Source organism: Paenibacillus sp. VTT E-133291, from assembly GCF_002264395.1.
GTDB lineage: Bacteria > Bacillota > Bacilli > Paenibacillales > Paenibacillaceae > Paenibacillus_AQ > Paenibacillus_AQ nitricinens.
On the sequence record NZ_NFVA01000190.1, the window covers coordinates 1 to 2,740 of the forward strand.

At 52.2% G+C, this 2,740-nt stretch carries 4 protein-coding genes; all 4 read left to right on the forward strand.

Features of this window, described 5'->3' with window-relative positions; all coding sequences use genetic code 11:
• The first annotated feature begins 107 nt into the window (after window positions 1-107).
• The 4 genes from CA598_RS31365 (at window position 108) to CA598_RS31380 (ending at window position 2,617) form a co-directional block, all read left to right on the forward strand.
• Window positions 108-785, forward strand: a complete 678-nt coding sequence (locus CA598_RS31365) for a phage scaffolding protein (RefSeq protein WP_094879030.1) — start codon at window positions 108-110, stop codon at window positions 783-785.
• 62 nt (window positions 786-847) lie between these two features.
• The gene (locus CA598_RS31370) at window positions 848-1,966 is read left to right on the forward strand and encodes an SU10 major capsid protein (protein WP_094879031.1); all 1,119 of its coding nucleotides are present in this window, start codon (window positions 848-850) and stop codon (window positions 1,964-1,966) included.
• Between the two features lie 49 nt (window positions 1,967-2,015).
• Window positions 2,016-2,402, forward strand: a complete 387-nt coding sequence (locus tag CA598_RS31375; protein WP_094879032.1) for a hypothetical protein — start codon at window positions 2,016-2,018, stop codon at window positions 2,400-2,402.
• Complete coding sequence (locus CA598_RS31380) at window positions 2,402-2,617, forward strand: hypothetical protein (protein WP_094879033.1); 216 nt, start codon at window positions 2,402-2,404, stop codon at window positions 2,615-2,617. The genes CA598_RS31375 and CA598_RS31380 overlap by 1 nt, the downstream gene beginning before the upstream one ends.
• Window positions 2,618-2,740 lie beyond the last annotated feature (123 nt).

The window sequence follows — 2,740 nt, forward strand, 5'->3', positions numbered from 1 at the left end:
AAGATATTGGAGCAATAAGGCTCCGCGTCCAGACGTGAATTGACGCGATAAACTTTACGGTCAGACATACGATAGCCGACGGGCTCAAAGCGGACGGAGGACAAACAATGGAAAACGAAATTAAACGCTCACGATATCCGATGAATCTGCAGTTATTTGCGGAAGGCGATCCGGACCCTGATCCGAATCCAACACCCGACCCAACGCCCGATAAGACGTTTACGCAGGCGGATCTAGACCGCATTGTTGCCGAGCGTCTCGCAAGGGACCGTAAAGGCCGCGAAGATTATGACGATATCAAAACGAAATTAACTGCGCTTGAGCTAGCGGAGGCTGAACGCGCTAAAGCGGACTTGACGGAGACGGAGCGTTTAGCCGCCGATCTCGAAGCCGCACGCATTAAAGCGCAGGAAGCAGAGGACCGCGGAGCCGCCGCAATTACAACCGCTAATAAACGTTTGATTAATGCGGAGTTTAAGGCGTTGGCGCGCGAAAAGAACGTACCGGCTGACCGATTGGCGGCCGCGCTGAAACTGGCGGATTTGAGTAGCGCGTCAGTAGATAACGAAGGTAACGCGATTGGCGTTAAAGAAGCGGTCGAGGCACTTATTGTGGCTGAACCGTACTTAGTTGCGGAGACAAAGCCGAAACCTATCGGCGGTGGTGGCGGAGGTAACCCGGACGAGGACGAGAGAAAGACACTTGAGGCGCAACTATCGGAAGCGCGTAAGGCTAAGGACTTCTCAAAGGTTATTGAAATCTCAAACAAATTAAATAAGAAGTAAGCCAAGGCTACGGAAAATTCCGGGCCTTTTTATTTTAACCAAACTCAAGGGGGAACTCATTAATGTTGAAATCTTATGACTTTCAGGACCAGGTACGCCAGCTAGAAGCAGGTATTTCGCTTATTATCGACGATGCTCCAACGTTGCTCGGTCTTATCGGAATCGGCACCACTCCGCTATATCAAACGAAGTACGAATGGATGTCGGATAACCTTAACTCTAACCGCGCGACAGCGGCTGCAGCGGCGCTAGTCGGCGCAACCTCGATTACGGTAGCGGAAGGCGATGGACTGAAATTCCGCGTCAACGCAATCGTAGTTATCGGCGAAGAGTATCTCCGCGTAACAGCCGTAGTGGGTGATGTAATCACGGTAGTACGTGGGTATGACGGAACAACTGCAGCAGCGGTAACCAGTGGCGCAGAAATCCGCATCGTTTCCCGTCCGCAACTTGAAGGCGCGCTACCAGGCGTTGACGAAGGACATGACCGTCTGGTTGATTTCAACTACGCGCAAATTATCGAGCGTTATGCTGCCGTTTCTGGTACGCAGCAAAATGTCCGCACTTATAACGTCACTAATGAGCTCGACTACCAAGTACAGCTTCGTCTGAAAGAGATCGCGCGGGAACAAAATGACTGGTTGATTTACGGTCGTCGTATTGATGCAGGCGCGGGAACTCCGCGTACAACTGGCGGTCTGCTTTACTTTGCTGACAAGAAGGGCTCCGCTAAACAGAACGCAAACGGCGGCGAAATCTCTCCGAAGATGCTGAACGATCTCGCGGAAAAAGTGTACCAACGCGGCGGTTCCGTTAACACGATCTTAACCAATACCGCAGGTGCGCGTCAGATTACGAAGTTTGCTTCGGATACTATCCGCACTGAACGTACTGATACTGCGACCGGACACAAGATCCAAACGTTCGTCTCTGATATCGTAGGCGGTTCTGTTGCGACTGTCATCGTTGACCCGAACTTCCCGAAAAATAAGATCGCGCTGTTTGACCGCGACATCTTGTCTATCAATCCACTGAACGGTCGCGGTCTGTTTGACACCGATGCCACCGTTCCAGGCGCTGACTTTGTAGCGCGTCAGATTCGCGGAGAGTACGGCGTAACGGTGAAAAATGCGGCTGAAAAAATCGCAATCCTTGAGAATATCTCTACGTCTGTATCTTAATAACGCGGGGAGCTTCGGCTCCCTTTAATCTTACGGAGGTGAACGAATAGTGGCAATATCAGACCACGACAAAGAGCGCCTAAACCTCGTTAGCCCCGCAGCTAATGACGTAGGTCTGGGCGATATCATCCAAGATTTGCAAGAAGGTGCGGGAGGTGGTGGCGCTAGTACCGTAACGGCTGCGAATATCACAGACGCAACTGTCGTTGGACGCAACGTAATCAAAGCGGTAGACGCGACGGCGGCTCGTACAGCGATTGGCGCAGGAACGTCCTCTCTAGCGCTCGGCGCTACTGCGGCAACGGCAGCAGCCGGGAACCATGCCCATACAGCAACGCAAGTAACCGCAACGGCGATCGGACCAGGAACCGCGACTAATGTTCAGGGAATTCTCGCGGAATTGGCTGCGCGAGTTGTGGCGTTGGAGGCGAAGTAATGGCTAAGTACAACGCAAGCCCACTATATTCCGTTGCTAGCGTAATCGAGTTTAATGCGGACGGCACGTACGAAACGGAGGTCGCGGAGGAGATAGCGCTGTTAGACTCGTTGACCCCAACGTGGATTAAACGCGTTGATGCGGAAGAAGTACCGGAGGAACCCGTTAAGCCAACGCCTAAACCGCGAAAGGCCGCGAATACCTCCGCAAAATAACGGGAGGTGGAGCGCTTGGCTCTAACGGTAGAAGACGCAACAGCGTATATAAACGTGAATTGTATCAGCGTTGACGATTGGACGGACGCAGATGACGCCAAAAAACTACGGATAGTTAACGTG

Excerpts from the sequence above, each read along its gene's own strand:
- CA598_RS31380 (WP_094879033.1), top strand. The coding sequence starts at position 2,402 with ATGGCTAAGTACAACGCAAGCCCACTATATTCCGTTGCTAGCGTAATC.
- CA598_RS31365 (WP_094879030.1), top strand. The coding sequence starts at position 108 with ATGGAAAACGAAATTAAACGCTCACGATATCCGATGAATCTGCAGTTA.
- CA598_RS31370 (WP_094879031.1), top strand. The coding sequence starts at position 848 with ATGTTGAAATCTTATGACTTTCAGGACCAGGTACGCCAGCTAGAAGCA.